Annotated in this window: 21 protein-coding genes and 1 pseudogene; 8 read left to right on the top strand and 14 right to left on the bottom strand. The window is 34.9% G+C overall.

All coding sequences use genetic code 11. The features are described 5' to 3' along the window. Window positions 1-76 precede the first annotated feature (76 nt). Window positions 77-544, bottom strand: coding sequence for an STAS domain-containing protein (locus BFL01S_RS14085; protein ID WP_025910955.1), 468 nt, complete (start codon window positions 542-544; stop codon window positions 77-79). Between the two features lie 168 nt (window positions 545-712). On the opposite strand from BFL01S_RS14085, the gene BFL01S_RS14080 reads away from it, so the two are divergent. Further along, on the top strand, window positions 713-1255 hold the full coding sequence (locus tag BFL01S_RS14080) for a recombinase family protein (RefSeq protein ID WP_061786058.1): 543 nt from the start codon (window positions 713-715) through the stop codon (window positions 1253-1255). 252 nt (window positions 1256-1507) lie between these two features. Here BFL01S_RS14080 and BFL01S_RS14075 read toward each other — a convergent pair whose 3' ends face one another. Continuing rightward, window positions 1508-1690, bottom strand: a complete 183-nt coding sequence (locus BFL01S_RS14075) for a CsbD family protein (RefSeq protein ID WP_061786057.1) — start codon at window positions 1688-1690, stop codon at window positions 1508-1510. Between the two features lie 418 nt (window positions 1691-2108). Between BFL01S_RS14075 and BFL01S_RS14065 the strand changes: the two genes are divergently transcribed. Both BFL01S_RS14065 and BFL01S_RS14060 read left to right on the top strand, forming a co-directional pair. After that, window positions 2109-3209, top strand: coding sequence for a GerAB/ArcD/ProY family transporter (locus BFL01S_RS14065; protein ID WP_061786056.1), 1101 nt, complete (start codon window positions 2109-2111; stop codon window positions 3207-3209). A gap of 518 nt (window positions 3210-3727) precedes the next feature. Next, window positions 3728-4051, top strand: coding sequence for a DUF3889 domain-containing protein (locus BFL01S_RS14060; RefSeq protein ID WP_061786055.1), 324 nt, complete (start codon window positions 3728-3730; stop codon window positions 4049-4051). Between the two features lie 17 nt (window positions 4052-4068). Here the strand turns inward: BFL01S_RS14060 and BFL01S_RS14055 are convergent, their stop codons facing one another. Beyond that, window positions 4069-5316, bottom strand: a complete 1248-nt coding sequence (locus BFL01S_RS14055) for an MFS transporter (protein ID WP_025910948.1) — start codon at window positions 5314-5316, stop codon at window positions 4069-4071. 425 nt (window positions 5317-5741) lie between these two features. On the opposite strand from BFL01S_RS14055, the gene BFL01S_RS14050 reads away from it, so the two are divergent. Beyond that, entirely contained in the window at window positions 5742-6263 is a 522-nt protein-coding gene (locus BFL01S_RS14050; RefSeq protein ID WP_061786054.1) for a cupin domain-containing protein, read from the top strand. Between the two features lie 61 nt (window positions 6264-6324). On the opposite strand, the gene BFL01S_RS14045 is transcribed toward BFL01S_RS14050, so the two are convergent. Both BFL01S_RS14045 and BFL01S_RS21470 read right to left on the bottom strand, forming a co-directional pair. Continuing rightward, complete coding sequence (locus BFL01S_RS14045; protein ID WP_061786053.1) at window positions 6325-7302, bottom strand: HD domain-containing protein; 978 nt, start codon at window positions 7300-7302, stop codon at window positions 6325-6327. A gap of 195 nt (window positions 7303-7497) precedes the next feature. After that, a pseudogene (locus tag BFL01S_RS21470) lies at window positions 7498-7630 on the bottom strand (VOC family protein); the annotation flags it as partial. A gap of 335 nt (window positions 7631-7965) precedes the next feature. Between BFL01S_RS21470 and BFL01S_RS21085 the strand changes: the two are divergent. From BFL01S_RS21085 to BFL01S_RS21075, 3 genes are read left to right on the top strand one after another with little or no spacing between them, the layout of a single operon-like run. After that, a complete protein-coding gene (locus tag BFL01S_RS21085) occupies window positions 7966-8052 on the top strand; it encodes a maltose acetyltransferase domain-containing protein (protein ID WP_235859238.1) in 87 nt (28 codons plus the stop codon). Beyond that, the gene (locus BFL01S_RS21080) at window positions 8042-8374 is read left to right on the top strand and encodes an LbetaH domain-containing protein (protein ID WP_235859237.1); all 333 of its coding nucleotides are present in this window, start codon (window positions 8042-8044) and stop codon (window positions 8372-8374) included. The genes BFL01S_RS21085 and BFL01S_RS21080 overlap by 11 nt, the downstream gene beginning before the upstream one ends. Before the next feature lie 21 nt (window positions 8375-8395). Further along, window positions 8396-8515 carry an LbetaH domain-containing protein gene (locus tag BFL01S_RS21075; protein WP_204842952.1) on the top strand — a complete coding sequence of 40 codons (120 nt, stop codon included), beginning with the start codon at window positions 8396-8398 and terminating at the stop codon, window positions 8513-8515. 143 nt (window positions 8516-8658) lie between these two features. Here BFL01S_RS21075 and BFL01S_RS14035 read toward each other — a convergent pair whose 3' ends face one another. The 4 genes from BFL01S_RS14035 to BFL01S_RS14020 all read right to left on the bottom strand — a co-directional run bounded on the left by BFL01S_RS14035 (window position 8659) and on the right by BFL01S_RS14020 (window position 11746). After that, window positions 8659-9264 carry an FMN-binding negative transcriptional regulator gene (locus BFL01S_RS14035; protein ID WP_061786052.1) on the bottom strand — a complete coding sequence of 202 codons (606 nt, stop codon included), beginning with the start codon at window positions 9262-9264 and terminating at the stop codon, window positions 8659-8661. A gap of 29 nt (window positions 9265-9293) precedes the next feature. Beyond that, complete coding sequence (paiA, locus tag BFL01S_RS14030) at window positions 9294-9812, bottom strand: spermidine/spermine N(1)-acetyltransferase (protein ID WP_025908324.1); 519 nt, start codon at window positions 9810-9812, stop codon at window positions 9294-9296. A gap of 28 nt (window positions 9813-9840) precedes the next feature. Continuing rightward, window positions 9841-10266 (bottom strand): MarR family winged helix-turn-helix transcriptional regulator, encoded by a 426-nt coding sequence (locus BFL01S_RS14025; protein ID WP_061786060.1) that lies wholly within the window; start codon window positions 10264-10266, stop codon window positions 9841-9843. Between the two features lie 142 nt (window positions 10267-10408). Then, window positions 10409-11746 (bottom strand): APC family permease, encoded by a 1338-nt coding sequence (locus BFL01S_RS14020; protein ID WP_061786051.1) that lies wholly within the window; start codon window positions 11744-11746, stop codon window positions 10409-10411. A 237-nt stretch (window positions 11747-11983) separates the two neighbouring features. On the opposite strand from BFL01S_RS14020, the gene BFL01S_RS21405 reads away from it, so the two are divergent. Next, window positions 11984-12223: a VOC family protein gene (locus BFL01S_RS21405; RefSeq protein WP_309599054.1), complete on the top strand. Its 240-nt coding sequence runs from the start codon at window positions 11984-11986 to the stop codon at window positions 12221-12223. A gap of 528 nt (window positions 12224-12751) precedes the next feature. Here BFL01S_RS21405 and BFL01S_RS14010 read toward each other — a convergent pair. The 5 genes from BFL01S_RS14010 to BFL01S_RS13990 form a co-directional block, all read right to left on the bottom strand. Beyond that, window positions 12752-13264: a DUF3231 family protein gene (locus BFL01S_RS14010; protein WP_061786050.1), complete on the bottom strand. Its 513-nt coding sequence runs from the start codon at window positions 13262-13264 to the stop codon at window positions 12752-12754. 256 nt (window positions 13265-13520) lie between these two features. Further along, entirely contained in the window at window positions 13521-13892 is a 372-nt protein-coding gene (locus BFL01S_RS14005) for a YuzC family spore coat inner layer protein (protein WP_139109265.1), read from the bottom strand. Window positions 13893-14641: 749 nt separating this feature from the next. Next, a complete protein-coding gene (locus BFL01S_RS14000; RefSeq protein ID WP_061786048.1) occupies window positions 14642-14926 on the bottom strand; it encodes a hypothetical protein in 285 nt (94 codons plus the stop codon). A gap of 694 nt (window positions 14927-15620) precedes the next feature. Then, on the bottom strand, window positions 15621-16127 hold the full coding sequence (locus BFL01S_RS13995; protein ID WP_061786059.1) for a DinB family protein: 507 nt from the start codon (window positions 16125-16127) through the stop codon (window positions 15621-15623). Between the two features lie 158 nt (window positions 16128-16285). Next, window positions 16286-16708, bottom strand: a complete 423-nt coding sequence (locus tag BFL01S_RS13990) for a helix-turn-helix domain-containing protein (protein ID WP_025909209.1) — start codon at window positions 16706-16708, stop codon at window positions 16286-16288. Between the last annotated feature and the right edge of the window lie 81 nt (window positions 16709-16789).

The raw sequence follows: 16789 nt of genomic DNA, 5'->3' as shown, positions 1-16789 counted from the left end.
TGTCTCAGTCTCTTTTTAATCCAAACAAGATCAAGACTATAATTATTAGCCTATCTCCAATGATAAAGTTTTAACCTCAGTGAGCTGATGGTTTAGCATTTGAGCGATGATAAACCGCGAGCTTATCTACCAATCTTTTACTGGTCGAATCTAACCCTTTTATCGTGACATTCGTTCTATATTCATGATATTTCATCACAACCTTATCAATAGCATCTACAGCTGAATCGTCCCAAACCTTGGCATTGGAAAAGTTAATAACGACAGATTTAGCATCAGCTGTAAAGTCAAAAGCATTTACGAAGCTTTCAACTGAAGCAAAAAACAAAGGACCTTCTACGTTAACAAGTAAGTTGGAACCTTCCACCTTTTGATAAAGCTTAATCTTTGAGATTTTTGCTACGAATAATACTGCACTTAAAATTACGCCTGCAATAATTGAAAATGCAATGGCTTCTGGAATTAGTGCTAAAGCAACTACGATTCCTGCTAGTACGTCAGCACGGGTGTTTGAAAACCATTCTTGCTTAATTTTATCTACCAAATCCTGCACCTTTTATTTTGACTCGCTACTCGCAAGCCGAATTCGTCTTCAACAAAAAGTAGTCTACCACTCTTTTTTCCCAAAATGGAATCTTTTTGATACTTTTTGTTTATAATTTTCTTTGTGGTATGATAAAAGACATGCATTAATTAGCAAGGGAGCAGTGAGATGATTATTGGATACATGAGGCCTTACGAAGGAGATATAAACTGTAAGAATCAAGAACTATCTCTACAAAAAATCCCATGCGATACCATTATAAAAGAAGAACATGGCTCTGCAAAAAAACGAGTTCAGTTAGCAAACTTAATTGATAGTCTTTTAGCAAATGATCAGCTAGTTGTTAAACGTTTCTTCACGCTAGCTGACTCTATCAGACATCTTTTGGAGCTGCTTGAAGCAATTCAAGAAAAAGGAGCATACGTTCAGTTTCTTGATGAAGACATTGACACGAGCTCATCTACTGGAAAGGTATTTATACATACGGTAAAACATCTTTTAGACTTCCAAAGCAATGTTATTAGTGAGCGAACAAAGCAAGGGGTCTCACGCGCGAAGAAACAAGGAATTTCGACTGGGCGTCCACGAAAACCGGATGAAAATGTAAAAAAAGCAATTGAAATGTACCAAAGCAAAAACTACACATTAGCGGATATTAAAGAAAAAACGGGAATTAGCAAATCTACGCTATATCGATATTTAGAAGGATAACGAAAAAACGCTGCTCGCAAGCAGCGCCTTTTCCATCTACATCAAACTAAAATTGACCAGTAAGGCCTTAGTTATCAAGGGGATAACTAGGGATTTTTGACTTTAAGTCAAAGGGGTATGGTGGTATTGTTCGTACCAATAATGTAATAGTAGCATTCATCACTTCATAAAATCCACTTACTTTAATTTCATAATACTTTGTTTAATTAAAAAAGCGGGCTTGTCCAATACAAAGCCTGCTTTTTTATTAGCTTATTGACCGTCTTTAAACTTCCCTACGCCTTCTTGTACCTTTCCTTTTGCTTTATCTTTTTTACCGCTTGCTTGAAGGTTTTTATTATTTGTAGCGTTACCTACTTGATCCTTCACTTCACCTTTTACCTTGTTAACAGCACCTTTTACTTTATCTCCCAATCCTTGGTTTTGATTACTCATTGAAATCCCTCCTATGTTTGATTTGTTATATTTTGTATACCCGACGCATCTCATGATGAAACGAATTTCTAATTTTAAAACAAACATTTTTTAACTAAACTGATAAAAACCGTTCACTAAGGTAATAATTATAAATAACCAACATAACAGGAGTGCATGAAGTAAAAATGATTCCTATTATCTGCATAATCTTAGCTTCTATATTTATTCTAAAGATTGACGCTCCTCGTTTACTAAAAGCAAAAATGCACAAAGAATTCAAAGTGCTTATTTTTTTGCTTTCAATTAGCTTTAGCATGGTTATTGCTAGAGGTATATTGCAGGACGTCCCTAACCCTTTAAATGGGATTGCGTTCCTTTTAAGACCTCTTACTGATATTCTAGTTCAGATTTTAAGGTAAAAATAGGTGAAACGACTATGAAGAAAAATAAGATATCCTCTACTCAGTTTAGAATATTAGTCACGCTACACTGTGTAGGGAGCGGTATTCTTGTTGTACCATCAGCCATAGCTGCTGATGCAAAACAAGACGCATGGATTTCAGCTTTTTTAGGTATTATGATTGGGGTTATTTTAGTACAGTTGTACGTTGCAATTGGGAACCTTTCTCCAAATAAAACGCTAATTGAATTAAATGAATATCTTCTTGGAAAGTGGATTGGAAAGGCTGTATCTCTTCTTTTTTTTCTTTCTGTATTTTTATTTTGTGGTGAAGTTCTATACTACTTAGGGAGCTTCTTAGCCACACAGGTTATTGACGAAACCCCTATTTTATTAATTAATATCGCATTTATGCTTGTTGTAGCGATTGGAGTTCGATCGGGAGTAGAAAATTTAGCGAGATCGGCTCAAATTTTGTTTCCATGGTTTGTCATACCCTTTATTGCGTTAATCTGCTTTATTGCACCACAAAGCGATTTTAAAAATCTTCAGCCCATAACGGATATAAACCTAAAATCACTCGTCAGCTCTACATTTACTTTTGTTAGCATTAGCTATCTTACTTTTCCTGCTTTACTTATGCTATTTCCTGCACATATAAATCGATTCAAAAAAGCAAAATCTTCGTTTTTAAAAGGTGGCATTATAGGAGGATTCATCATGTGTATCCTTATTTTATTAAGCACCTTAGTTTTAGGTCCCTTTGTCTCTGCAAGTGTTTCCTACCCTAGTTATGAACTAGCGATGCGAATTAATATAGGGACATTTTTGCAAGGAATTGAAATCTTAATTGCAATCATGTGGTTTATTTCTTTGTACTTTAAATTATCTATTTACTTTTACGGTACCGTTTCAAGCTTTGCACAAATTTTCGGATTAAAAGAGTATAAGGTTTTTACTCTTCCATTTGCCATTATGGTTATCGTTTTATCCATTACCGTCTATCCAAGCATCAGTTATCAAAAAGTATGGGACAGTGAGACATGGCTTTCCTATAGCTTAATTTTTGGATTGATATATCCACTGCTTCTTTTCATAGTTGGATTATTTCGTAAAAGACGTCAACGTAGCAAATAATCACACGTATGACTACCTAGAACACAGATATGAGGATGCGATTTGTCCTCTCTCTAATGATGCTCACATCAGATATTTTTGAAATGGGCAAAGATAAATTGTTATTATTCCTTATAGCATTTCTTCTATCACCTCTAAAAATAACTACCAGCCGAACCCTCTCGAATGCTCCGACAAAGAGCATCATGAATAAAATTTTGGAGCGTTCTTCTCAAATATCAGAACCCGGTTGGTTGGTTTATAATCAGGAGGCTAAATAAACCAAAAGCCATTCAGAAGTACTGAGGTGTAACAATTCTCACTACAGAGGCCATTACCTTTTATGTATGTATTCGCTTTTTAAAATTTCAACATAATTTTCAACAACTTTCACAAACTAACGATAGCTAGCACAATGTTAAACGGTCTTTTCTTTTTAATACTGTGCTTTTTGCAAACAGCCAACAAGCCATAGATATTAAAAAATAATGCTATAGAAACGTAATTTATTTCAATTTAAATTAGGAAGGGTGATTTCATTGAAAAAGTTACTTTTATGCTTAACACTCACTTTTATTTCGTTCACTAACCTTGCTTGGTTTTCTCCCGCTCATGCAGTAGAATCCAGAGTACCAGCTTACGCGAAGTGGGGAAAGTTTGCGATGCAAAAAACAAAAGAAAAGTACCCGAAAGCCGCTATTTATGACTATTTGCATGTAAAAAGAGAACAGCAAGGTAGTATGTCAAAAGAAACCTTTAAGCTTTGGTTAAATGAAAACAACCGAAAGTTCACGGTAATTGTTTCAATTGAATTTAACACATCATCAGAAGCTGTCTCAAAGATAAGTTTTAAAGAAGAATAAAAAAACCAAGTGACAAATTAGCCAGCTTGGTTTGTTCTATTTCTATTATTAACGCCTGATATCCGGACAAGGTTGGTTCTATTCAGAATTGCAATAAGAAAGGAAAGCAAACAGAAACCTGCTGCAGTTGTAAACGTTATGCGAACACCGAAATAATCTGTTATATACCCAAAGAGCAATGAAGAAATTCCAAAAGACCCGTATATTAGTGTATCTCTTGCTGAATACACTTTAGCCAGCAACTCTTTTTTGGCATTTCTTTGAATAATGGTCACTTCTGCAACATCTCTCGCCATTTGTGGTAACCCGTACAATAGTGAAATCATAGCGGCTAACCATGCTATAGAAGTCGTTCCAAACCAAAGAGTAAGAACCATTAGGAAGAATGATGACCACATCATCGCTTGACCTAAATTCTTCTCCATTACTTTAGAATAGCGATATACAAGCGCTCCGCTTAATAACATTCCTGCAAAGAAAGCTGCATTAATAATTCCCCACCACGCTTGTGTTTGATCCAGAGCCTCTTCGACAAATACAAGTATAATGGCCGCAATCCAAACTCCTCCAGCCACAGTTTCTAACACTGTCATCACGTTGATTATCCGGAGCTGCTTTGAATTCCAAATAATTTGCCACCCTTCCTTAATCACGCCTAGCTTAGGTGATGCTTCTGCGCTCTTTTCTATGGGTTCCACTTTAATCAAACACATAAAAATAGATGAAGTAGTAAACAGCAAAAAAGTGAGCCATAGCATATTAACTTGGCCCCACCATATCATTAGTATGCTTCCAGCAGGCCAGGCGACAAGTCTTGTTATTTGATCAATCATAGCTAAAAAGCTGTTTGCTTTTACAAGATGCTCGTCATCGATTAGGCTTGGAACAAGCGCATTGCGCGCCGGTGATGCCGCTCCATCTAAAAAAGAAATGCATCCAATCACTATATAGACTAGCCATAAACGGTCTATGCTTATATGCAGTGCCATAAGACAAAGCACTAGCAAAAAAATCGTTTTCCCAACCTGAGAGTAAGATAGAATTGCTTTCAACTGATACTTTTCGATCATTAAAGGCGCCACGATACCGCTTACTAACGCTGTCATCGTAATAACAAATGGAATCAAGGACATGAAGGTAACTGATTTAGTCATGTGATATACTACTGCTGTTAAGCTCACAATATATAACACATCACCTAAATTCGCTAGCATTTGTCCAATCCAAAGAAAACGAAATGATTGTTCGTTATGAAATGTTGACATAGAAATCCCTCACATCTTATTTAGTTTTTAGCTTATAAGTGTAAGAGATTGTTTACATCGGACTTCCTCCCGCTCATTCTGATTGCTCTTATTTTATCATAATCAGCGCCTGTTTTTACATAATATTCTAATTTCATTGTCTTTTTCATTGCATTTCGAGGAAGTATTATAAAAGCGCCGAAACAAATTCCTAGTGAAGAAAATATTTTAGAAGTTCAATGGGTTGATTTTAAAACAGCAGAGGAATTGCTTCCTTACTACAATGGCTTTGTGCAATTGCTAACTACTGAAAGAATTCCATATACTCTACAAAAATGAGTTGAAACACAAACTTTTTAGCGCCCATTTTCAGCACACCTCCTCCCTTTCTGGCATTATCTGCATATGATGAACAGGGAAAACACCTAGTTAGAGGAGGAAAAATAATGTATCCAAATTCACCTTATTACCATCAGTGGTATCATCAAATGTATCAGCAGTTTCATCCACCTTATTACCCTGCACCTGCAGCAAGCAGCCGAAACCATCAAACGAGAGAAATCAGAGATTACGGTCCAAATCCACTTGTTGTAAACATCAACGAAGCGACTAAGCAAAATGAAACGTTTCGCACGGCTTTATGGACCGGAAAGCATTTTCAAGTAACGCTAATGAGCCTTGCACCAGGAGAAGATATTGGTTTAGAAATGCATCCAGACGTAGACCAGTTTTTACGCGTTGAACAAGGGCAAGGGTCTGTCAAAATGGGCAGTCGAAAAGATAACTTAACGTTTCAAACCGACGTTTCAGATGATTTTGCCATTATCGTACCTGCAGGAACATGGCATAACTTAACGAATACAGGAGACACACCTCTAAAGCTCTATTCTATTTATGCCCCGCCAAATCATCCGTTCGGAACTGTTCATCAAACGAAACAAGATGCAATGGAAGCAGAGTCGGAATAAATGTTTAGTTAAAAGAGACAATAGTTTATCCTATTGCCTCTTTTTTGTTAGAAAACATAAATTAACTTTTAACTAGCTTTACATACATACCGATTTCGGCTTTAAATAACGCTACTTCGTTCATTTCTTTTACATAATTAGATAAATCAGAAGCAGATACAAATTTATTATTTATCCAGATAGATGGATTGATAAGTCGAATTTTGTTCTTTTGATGGATATCATACTCTTGTTCATTTACTTCCACCTCTGCATCTGGATGAATTTGTCCTAACAAACTTACTACTTCTTGATCATTTGAAGCCTTTATTTTGTGAAGTAACTGATCATCCGTTGTTAAAAAATCATCTTTGGTAATGATTTTTTTATTTAAAGCTTGCTTTAATACTTTTGCCAGCCGATCGCCACCATAAATACCTAACGGATTCATAAAAAAATCAATTACCTCTTTATAATAAGTCTCTACAAACCACTCGGCAACTTCAATATGTTGAAGGTGTATTTTTCCGTTTATGACCACAATATCTTGTAAGAAGCGCTGTGTTTCTGCCAGCGAGATATAACCGTACGAATACATGTCTCGTAGCGTATAATCAACGCGATCAGCGCATAGCTCAGGAGCTGACTGCTCAAGTATTGTCCACTTCGTTTCATCAAGCAAAATTTCACGATAATCATATCCATGCTTAGCTAAAATTCTTGGAAGACTCGATTCAGAAATAACTGTTTCATAAATATCTTCATGATAATCTTCATTGCTTTTATCAAATACATAATCTACTACGTGTGAAAAAGCCGTGTGGGATACGTCATGAAGCAGCCCTGCTATTTGTTCTTCTACAGAGCCACCTAATTTTTTAATGAGGAGCATCACTCCAACAGAATGCTCAAATCTTGTTACGTTCCACTCCTTATTAATTAAATAACTTGCCCCGCCTTGATGAATCTCCTTTAAGCGCTGCACAGGCTCGCTTAAAATTAGCTCTTCTACTACTCCTGTTATATCAAACTCTCCGTAGATTTTATCGTATATAAGCATCTTGTTCTCCTCTATTTATATTTGTATGTCCACCCTTTAATTGTTATTTTCCTTTCCACGCTGTTCAGCTCTTCAGTAACCTCAACAAAGCTACTTTTTAAATGGTCCTACTTCAATTCCAAGTGAGCGAAGCCATCGACGGACAGACTACTGTAAACCACCATAGCTTACTTCAAATGCTACGTGTCTTAGTTATGGACGGTATACTGTTTGATAGTCATTCCCTTCCCACAGCTCAAGCCAGTTCTAACCCTAGCTTCTCATAAACCAAGATAGAAATCGATAGATCTTTTACAGACAAATGCGCTTCATATAACCCTTTTATCATGTCGTTGCTCTACATCCCAGTAGTTTGCAAACTTTTCCCAAACAACTTGAACCCCTGAGCTAAACACAATGTTTCTGTCATTCTAGAAATTTAGATGTGTGGTTTCAAGCTTGTTTTAAATACAAAAAAGAGTCTTCTACTTACATGTAAGTTAGAAAAGCTCTTTACCGATTAGCTCATAATACTTTGAAGGAAAAGTCATTTATTACTAAAGGCTTATTTTCTTAAAAGCAAACATTACTTTTCGCTTTTTTATTTTAAAGTGGATAAACTATTAATTGAATGATACATATCTCATCTAATAAAGGAGCTAAACCCTGACTGAAAAAGAAAAAATGCTAAACGGTGAAAATTATAACGCTAGAGACCCTGAGTTACTAAAGATGGCCCAAGAAGCACGCTATTATATGGATGCCTGGTAGCAATCCAGAAGCTGATAAAACAAGTATATTAAAAAATCTTTGTGAGTTTGTTGGCGATAACGTTTGGATTGAAAAGCCGTTTTTTTGCGATTACGGTAAAAATATTTCAATTGGAAAAAATACATTTATCAACTTTAATTGCGTCTTTTTAGATACTAATAAAATTGTCATTGGCGAAAATGTTCTAATTGCACCAAGCGTACAAATTTATACGGCGACTCACCCTTTAAAAGCAGTTGAACGAATTAATTCGAACCATAAGGCAAACGAGGCACCTTATCGTACTTTGACTAAACCTGTAACTATTGATGATAACTTTTGAATTGGTGGAAATGCAATAATTTTGCCTGGCATTAGCATTGGTAAAAATTCTGTTATTGGCGCTGGAAGCGTTGTGACTAAATCAATTCCTGAAAATTCATTAGGAATGGGCAATCCGTGTCGAGTTATTGAAGAAATTTAAACTCCTCGCACTTTGTATTATTATTTCCTTGTTATAACCATTTTCCGAGCTGCTTTAGTCTTAAAGCTTTTATCTTAATTAGCTGAAAAAGAGTGATTCAACAAAACAATCACTCTTTTTTAATTTGAATTTTATCCCTTTAATTACAACTCTCTCTTCATTAGTTCTGCCACTTGCATATTATCGTGCTGACAACTCTCTTCTAAATGCTGAATCACTCTTTTTCGTCGTTCAACTGAATGATTTTGACTTAGCTTGGCCTGCGCTTCAATTTTTGTAATATTCATTTTAAACGCAACAATCCCTCTGCTTAAACCTTCTACGAAACTAGCATCAACATCTTTTAACTGATAAGAACTTTCGGGTTTTTCATATTTCTCCACAGAGTTACTTAACGATTTAACTATGGTACGGTTATCTTTAATAATCTCTAACTGTCCATATACATGAACAGCAACGTAATTCCAAGTAGGTACAGCTTTGTTTGTCTCATACCAAGAAGGTGAAATATAGCAGTGTGGACCTTGAAAAACAGCCAGCACTTGTTGATCGACAGCATCTTTCCACTGTTCATTAGCTCGAGCAAGATGCCCATATAAGGTTTTCTCTTCCTTATTTAAATTCAGTGGTAAATGCGTAGCACAAGGCTCACCGTTATGCTGAGAAAATAAAGTGCCGAATCCGTGCTGATCAATAATCTCATAAATGATATCTTCACTCTGAATCATGTAATGCTTCGGTATATACATTTACCTCAGTCCCCTTTTAAAAAGATCATTTAGATCAGTGATTTAACCATAATTAAATCGATTTGTTCTTCGTCCCCCATATAAAAAGAGTGTTGGCCTTGTTGAACAAATCCCATTTTTTTATAAAAAGCAAGCGCGTTCTCATTTTTCTCCCAAACGCCTAGCCAAATTTTTTGTTTATCTAACATTAAAGCGACCTCAACCGCTTTATTAAACAACTTCTTACCAAGACCATGTTTTTGATGGTTTTTTCGGATATAGATTCTTTCAATTTCAAGCGCATCATCTCCCAGTGCTTCAGACTGAGCTTCACCCACGTTGACTTTTAAATATCCTGCTAGCTCGTCATCATGATAAAGAAAAAAGAAGCGTGAAGAAGCAGTAGCCCACTCTTTTTCTAGCTTCTGTAAGGTAAATGCTTTTTCTAAATACGCTTTCATGTTTTCAGGAGAGTTTTGATGTCGAAACGTCTCATCAAACGTTTCATAGCTAATAGTTTGGAGCTGATCTAATTGTTCATAATTGCACGGCTTAATTTTTATGTTCATGTTACTCCTACCTTTCCTCTCAACTTTCTCAATACATTCTCTTATTTCCTTTTTTAACAAACTCCCAGTCCTTCTCAACATTTCTTCTTACTCGTTGAAGTAAGTCCACCATCACTTCCATTTCTTGATTTGAAAATCCGTTTAAAGCCATTTCATTTGAGTACTCATTTTCTCTTTTAATAATAGGAAAGACAATCTTGCCTTTTTCAGTTGGAAAAAGCTTTTTTATCTTTTTGTTATGGACATCTTCTTTTTTTTCAATAAATTCATTTATCTCTAATTTTTTTATAGCGCGAGCTGCCGTTGTTCGATCAACCTTTATCATTTCCGCTAGCTTTTCTTGAATAATTCCCGGATTTTCACAAATCCGAACAAGATACAAATATTGGCCCTTGGTAAGATCATACTCTTTAAACTCAATATTACTGATAGAATCAAGCGCTCTTGCAATCATCCCAATTTCGCGTAAAATCTCCACATTGACACACCTCCATTTTGTTGTATTCACAACAAAATATTTATATATAATGCATCTCATTTTTGTTGCATATACAACAAAAAACCAATAAAAAAAGAAGCCCTAAAAGACTTCTTTTCTAATTATTAATATGATTCTTTCTCATCGCAAAGTAAATGGGTAAACCAAGAGCCGTAATACCTAACCCCCACAAAGCAAGAGTTGTTTGTGTAAAGAGCGTATTAATCACAATAAACAGCCCACCTAGTAGCGAAATAAGTGGTAGTACCGGATAAAGTGGCACACGATAAGGTCTTGGAAGATCGGGTTCACGCTTACGTAAAATGAGCACAGCCGCAAAAGTCATCGTGTAAAAGATCCAAATAACAAACACAAGCATGTCCGTTAGCGTGTTAAATCCACCAATCGTCATCATAATGATGGCGATAAACAAAATAAAAATGCCCGAGTTGTACGGTACTTTACTTTTCTTTGAAAGACGCCCAAACCACTTGCTAAATGGAAGCTTGTTCTCTGTCGCCATCGCATACGGAATGCGCATTCCCGTCATAATGTAGCCATTGATCGAGCCAAATACAGAAATTAAAATACCAATACTTACAAACTTCCCACCAAAAGCGCCAAAAATCAGGCCTGCAGCATCTGATGCTGGCGTATCTGTACCTGCTAAAGACGCTGCCGACATTACCATAAGAAACGCAACGTTAATAAGAAGATATACGGCCATTACAACGGATAAGCCAAGGATAATAGCTCTCGGAAGATCTTTTTTCGGGTTCTTCATTTCCCCTGCAATGTTTCCAACTAAAATCCAGCCGTCATAAGCAAACATGGTTGCCAGTAATCCTGATCCTAACGCTGTTAAGAAATCTTTATCTGGTCCTGCTTCTACTGGAAACAGCTGAAATGGCACGTCTCCACTATGTAATAAACCAAAGATAATAATGAGTACTAATGGGATGAGCTTACAAACAGTTGCAATCGTTTGAATAGCACCAGCTGCTTTGGCTCCTAAAAAATTCATTAAGGTCAAAAACAGCGCAGTTGCAATGGCAATTATAACAATGAGGAATTGATTATCGTTTGCCGTTAGTCCAAATAAACTAATTGTTTGCGTTCCAAAGATAATAGCAAGCGCAGCAATATTAGCCGGAAAGTAAATAACCGTCTGTGCCCACCCAAGCAAAAACGCAACAAGATTCCCATACGTTCTCTTTAAATAAGCCATCATCCCTCCTGTCTCAGGAATAGCAGCTGATAATTCAGCAGCTGTAAGACCCGCACATATCGTTAAAAGCCCACCAATTAACCAGGCTAAGAGTCCAAGGCTAGCGGAGCCAGTCGCTCCATAAACGGCGGTTGGTTTAAAAAACACACCCGCTCCAATAACGGTTCCAATAACTGTCGTAAGAGCAGCTAAGAATCCAATTTCCTTTTTTAAGTCTTGCTGCGGCAAAGGAATCCACTCCTTTTTCTCTAATGATGAATACTAGCTGTTTATATACAAAAAAAGAATGTACTTCTGGCAAGTACACTCGTCAAATTTTAGCATATTCTTTTGCTAAGATGCAATTTTGGTTTTTAAAATATTTATATAAATAAGCTAAATAAAAAAGTACATGTACATCTTTACTTCTTTTTATTAAAAGCTTTGAACGCTCAATTTTACGATGAAGAATTATTACCACTATAATTGGATTGTCTGACACTTCAACTTAAAGGAGAGCTTGAAATAAAGAAACAAATTACACCTTATTTATCTTTTAATGGAAATGCAAAGGAAGTTTTTGAAGGTCAAGTTCAAGAAATTCAAACGTTTGGAGAAGTAAATTTCCCAACTCCTCCAGAAGCTCAGAATCGGATTATGCACGCTAAGTTTAAAAAAGATGAATTATTTTCATGGTTTCTGATTCTTTCCCTGAGCAAAATTTAGAATTTGGAAGTACTATTTCTTTAGTTTTAGAGGTTGAGGAAAAGCAAAGAATCGATATTATTTATAATTGTTTATCCAAAAATGGTACTGTTATTATGGAACTACAAGACACATTTTGGTGAGCCCGCTACGCAAAAGTAAAAGATCCTTTTAATATTACCTGAGATTTAAATTACACATACAATAAGTAAGGGCTGCTATAAGTGTCCGTTATTAACAAAATATTTTTTTATAAAAAAACTTACTGTAACTGTATTAAGAAATGTTCTTAGCTCTTAGTCAAAATGCATTCTTACGAGTGTATTTGTACTTAGAAACAGTTTACTCATAATTTACTTTTGTTACCTGTGCAATAGACTTCATCTTTTTTATCATCATTAAGGTTCAATTCTTTATAACTTAGACATAAACATAAGCTTGGTATTATTAATTCATACTCTTTATAGAGGATTGGAAAAATCCAACCCCCTCTGTTTATTAATTGAATACACAAGGAATCGGATTTGTAATAATCTGCAAAAACATTTATTAACAGTCCGTATTTTTAGACTTATGAAGAGGTGGAGGAATTAACCATCCTTTTTCTTTACTAAGCTTTAAAAATTTACCGCCTAGCGCTACTTTTTCCATGTGGAACTGGCTGAACATTGCTGCGATATCCTCACGTACACACTGTCCAATCAATTGGCTACAAGCAACTAAACCTGCTGCAATATCGCGCGAAACAGAAGCCGCAACTTCTGGATCTTGAACTCGAGCACCTACTGGAATATCATCTAAGCAAGCTTCAGGACGTTCTGGAGGTGTTGGAGGTAAACCTATTCCGTTTTCTTTTAATAATTTTTCTATCGCTTTCATCTCTTCTTGACATTGTTCAATTGATTGTTGAACTAATTTATGTAGGTCTTTGTCACCTACGTGATTTAAAAATGTTTGATATCCAGACACTAAAGCTTTTGATGTTGAAACAAAAGACCAAGTTCCAAATACCTCACCGTAGTGCATTGGCTCATCTGTTGGATTTCCACTTAAAATACCCATTTTTTCATCCTCCTTAACATATTTATAACGGTGTGCTACCTTCCATCTTGCGCACAAGCATTAATATAACCATTACCTAAACAATCATTCAATTTAATAAAAAATGTATATAATCTATTTGTTTAGACAAGCTATTCAACTTATCTAGATGCACACAGAGATAGTCAAGCCCTTTATTAAGTAAACGTGAAAAATATCTATGGTACGTATTATACTGTCTCCCATCCCATTAAGTCTGGGAGACAGCCTTCCTTCATCAAAACTCTCCCCACCTAAGAAACATAGTTAACGTACAACATCCTTCTCCTTGAGACTGAGCAGGCATAATTAACAACAGACCATCTGGATTGTACTTGGCTGTTACAGATGTACTTATCCCTATCGATTTAATCAGGTTGTCGACCTGTATGTGATTTCCAGCCTGAGCTGCTGTCATCAAGGTCTGAGAAAACTTCGGTTCAGCTATTTTTTTCAATAAAGCATTTGCTTCAAGAGTAATTTTTTGAAGGGAACTGACAGAATGACTGAAAATAGAAGTATCAACTGACGGCGACTGTGGTTGACGATTCATTCGCTGCTGAAAATATGGATCATAATATGGATAATAATACATAAAACACCTCTTCATTTTACATAGTTACTTATTTTTATGTACTCTTTTCATGTTCGGTGAATGAAGGACTAGACGCCATACTCTTTACTTCTAGAATGCTGCTTCGTTGATCTTTTATATTTTTCATTTAGCACATGATTCAATTTATTTCACTTTTCATTTCATCTCCTAAATTTTGATTTTTAACATCAAAAAAGACACTAATCGCTACATAATGATTAGTGCCCTCTGGTCAGTTAGGGGAGAATTGATTTTTTAATCCTTTATCTCATTAATACATATTTCGAACAGCTCGAGCGTTATAGTTGTAATTCTTCAAGCTTTTTTTGTAAAGATGCGACCTGTCAGTCTAACTCTCTCAATCTTATTTCTTGTTCAACATTTTCTTGTTGTTCAGACGCCTGTTCTTCAATTACCTCATCAATCGCAAATTTTGCTGCATATGTCGCTATAATATCCGCTACAGTACCAAGTACGCAGATAATAAATATAGCTTTAAAAATAAGAATATAGATCATATTTACCTATTAGATAATAAAGAGATTAAGAGAAATCTTGAAAAAGGCAAAGGATTTGCCCTTACAGGAGGAATATTTAGTACTCTTGGTATTGGAATACAAGCTGTGATGTTAGCTTTGGCTATAATAGGTTACACGGCTGTCTTTTTTTAAAATATTTATGAAAATTTTTTCACTATTACTTTATAGTTATTACAAAATGAATAACATCCTACTCTTATGAGCAGATCTAGCATCCATAACTTTTTATTTTTTACCTTTTAGTTCTAGCAGTATAGGTGCTATATTTAGTAAAATAGAAACAATTGTTAAAAACCATACTGCCTTTTCCATAGTAGGAACAACATCCATTAAAGCTGACCAATCTTCCCCTTTCACCCAATCAGATACAAGGCTATGTTCTGCACAGAGTGTCAGTGCCGTGAATGATAATCCCATCGCCATCGCAAGTTTATAATCTTTTCCTGTTTTATACATATACAGATTTATAATAGTTGCTACTATGGCAATAAGCCCTAATATTAACCACATAATAATGCCTCCATTATATTTTATTTATGTTGAAAATATAAATTAAACGGTCTAGTTATCCTATTTTACAGTCGTATCTGATAGCTATACAAACACACTTTTATATAATACCATAAAAGGTAAATTATTACTTATTGTAATAAAAAAGATTTTTTATTTCTACAGTTTTTACTATCAAAATGGAAAGATAGCTCCATAAAAAGACGCCTCGATACATTATGCCAAGCTGTTTCCTAACAATTAATATTGACTTTTTTATTGATCGCATTGCTATAAGAGAACTGGTGTATGAAATAAGTTTCACCTTATCAAAGTTTTCTAGAAATCATATTTCGCAAATTATTAATTGATTCGTGGATGCTTGTGGTCAAAATGTGGTCACATAAAGTTACTTATTTATTAATTACGCATCGTTTAACGATAACCTATTAATTAGGGCTCTCTAAAAAATTATTTAGATGAGTTTCAACTTTAACTTTTATATCAATAAGTGACTAACTAGTTAAGTCCCTCTTACCAACAGATTTTCGCAGGAAATAGATTTTGTTAAAAACAATGTAGTGACTACAAAAAATATTAACATTTACCTTTAACAGACTCATTAACATAAAACGTGTTCTCGGTACTAAACAATAAACAAAGCAAAAAATAATAATGATATTTCTTGCTTTGTTTAGAATCTCTATCTCCAACTTTATTCTTCTTTATATAATTTCTTCAATAAACCAATATGTGCTTGATGATAACGACTGTGATCAGCTATATGCCAGATCCCCCAACGAATTGTAGCTGTTTTTCCATTCTCATATGAGACTACATTATTTAAATCCTCTTCAGATAACTTCGTGCATTCTAAACGAAACATTGTTTGAACCTTATCATAGCTATCTATTAAATCAATAATAGTTGTATCTTTTATAAAAGGTATTTGACCTGCTGAATCAACTAAAGGACCGTATTCTTTTTGAAGACTAGAGGGTATTTGTTGATTCTTAAGTCGGTAGACCCAATGCAAGTCTACAACAGCTAAATGCCTCAATAATTGTCCAATACTGTTCATCTTGTTTTCAGTACCTTTGTAGAGTAATTCTTCCTGATTTACATCCTTTACAAGAAGTTTTAACCTTTCATATGTATCTGAAACAGTAGCGTATAAAAGAGCAACTGAAGGTTCCATTTCATTATCCAAGTGTAAATCCATTAACAACTATATCTCCCCCTTTATGTAATTAAATTCCTTGTAATTACATTTTATCATCTCATGATGCTTGGTCATAAATATGATATATGAACCTAGTTATCATAATGGATTTTCTAGGCACAAAAACAGGCTTCAAGTTCTCTTAAAGCCTGTTTTACTTACCTTTCTTCTTTAAAATCCTTTTTTATAGTCCAAAACGTTTTCTTTAAATCATCATAAAAAAACATCGTTAAGAATCCTAGTATTGTAACACCAGCTGAAAATGCACCTAAATCTAAAAATAATCCTACAAATACAAGAATGATTCCAATCATAAAACCAGGGTCTGATAAATCCTCAATTTTATTCTTTTTTTGATCTATTACTATTTTTTTCTGAAAAGAATGATCACCTTTAATTAGTTCATCTAACGTCACATTATATAAATCACTTAGCTTAATAAGATTTTCAATATCGGGATACCCTTTATTATTTTCCCACTTATATACAGCTTGCCTAGATACATTCATTTCTTGGGCCAATTCTTCCCTAGAAAGATTTTTTTCTTCCCTTAGTCTTTGCAATTGTTCTCCTAAGTTCAACTTAACCACCTCTTACGCCCACTTTATAACAAATATGTAAAAACTTCCACAAACGCTTAGTAGTAGGCTGTAAACCATTGG

This window comes from Priestia flexa NBRC 15715 (assembly GCF_001591565.1).
Lineage (GTDB): Bacteria > Bacillota > Bacilli > Bacillales > Bacillaceae_H > Priestia > Priestia flexa.
This window is presented reverse-complemented; position numbering and strand designations above follow the sequence as displayed.

Excerpts from the sequence above, each read along its gene's own strand:
- BFL01S_RS14050 (WP_061786054.1), top strand. The coding sequence starts at position 5,742 with ATGTATCCAAATTCACCTTATTACCATCAGTGGTATCATCAAATGTAT.
- BFL01S_RS14005 (WP_139109265.1), bottom strand. The coding sequence starts at position 13,892 with ATGAAGAGGTGTTTTATGTATTATTATCCATATTATGATCCATATTTT.
- BFL01S_RS14000 (WP_061786048.1), bottom strand. The coding sequence starts at position 14,926 with ATGTGGTTAATATTAGGGCTTATTGCCATAGTAGCAACTATTATAAAT.
- BFL01S_RS21080 (WP_235859237.1), top strand. The coding sequence starts at position 8,042 with ATGCCTGGTAGCAATCCAGAAGCTGATAAAACAAGTATATTAAAAAAT.
- BFL01S_RS14080 (WP_061786058.1), top strand. The coding sequence starts at position 713 with ATGATTATTGGATACATGAGGCCTTACGAAGGAGATATAAACTGTAAG.
- BFL01S_RS14045 (WP_061786053.1), bottom strand. The coding sequence starts at position 7,302 with ATGCTTATATACGATAAAATCTACGGAGAGTTTGATATAACAGGAGTA.
- BFL01S_RS14065 (WP_061786056.1), top strand. The coding sequence starts at position 2,109 with ATGAAGAAAAATAAGATATCCTCTACTCAGTTTAGAATATTAGTCACG.
- BFL01S_RS14075 (WP_061786057.1), bottom strand. The coding sequence starts at position 1,690 with ATGAGTAATCAAAACCAAGGATTGGGAGATAAAGTAAAAGGTGCTGTT.
- BFL01S_RS14035 (WP_061786052.1), bottom strand. The coding sequence starts at position 9,264 with ATGTATATACCGAAGCATTACATGATTCAGAGTGAAGATATCATTTAT.
- BFL01S_RS13995 (WP_061786059.1), bottom strand. The coding sequence starts at position 16,127 with ATGGATTTACACTTGGATAATGAAATGGAACCTTCAGTTGCTCTTTTA.
- BFL01S_RS21085 (WP_235859238.1), top strand. The coding sequence starts at position 7,966 with ATGCTAAACGGTGAAAATTATAACGCTAGAGACCCTGAGTTACTAAAG.
- BFL01S_RS14025 (WP_061786060.1), bottom strand. The coding sequence starts at position 10,266 with ATGATTGCAAGAGCGCTTGATTCTATCAGTAATATTGAGTTTAAAGAG.
- BFL01S_RS14055 (WP_025910948.1), bottom strand. The coding sequence starts at position 5,316 with ATGTCAACATTTCATAACGAACAATCATTTCGTTTTCTTTGGATTGGA.
- paiA (WP_025908324.1), bottom strand. The coding sequence starts at position 9,812 with ATGAACATAAAAATTAAGCCGTGCAATTATGAACAATTAGATCAGCTC.
- BFL01S_RS14010 (WP_061786050.1), bottom strand. The coding sequence starts at position 13,264 with ATGGGTATTTTAAGTGGAAATCCAACAGATGAGCCAATGCACTACGGT.